Annotated in this window: 1 protein-coding gene; it reads right to left on the reverse strand. The window is 50.2% G+C overall.

Annotated elements, in window-relative coordinates:
- Positions 1 to 16 precede the first annotated feature (16 nt).
- On the reverse strand, positions 17 to 299 hold a 283-nt coding region (locus ACYVTD_RS19040), incomplete at its 5' end, for a hypothetical protein (protein ID WP_461249143.1).

Here is a 299-nt window from a genome sequence, read left to right on the forward strand (position 1 = left end):
TGTTGCAAATGTTACGCTAGTAAGGCTGGTACATCTGCCAAAAGCATTTTCCCCACGGTGCTTTATTTTGCGGGTGAATGTGGCGGTTTGCGAGGGGCGGGTTCCGGGGTTTTTGCGACGCTCCAGTAAAGATTTTACTTGACGATGAAAGTGGCGCAAAAAGGGCGGTCTGTACCGAAAAAATTGCGGAATGGAGCGCAGCGGAACGGAGCAATTTTAACCTTCTGCTTCCAACAGTCCCGCTATATCGAGGAATTTCCCTGTTCTTCCAGGTCTTACATTCCTGTTCTGGCGCACCC

It is taken from the genome of Treponema sp. R6D11 (genome assembly GCF_054786075.1).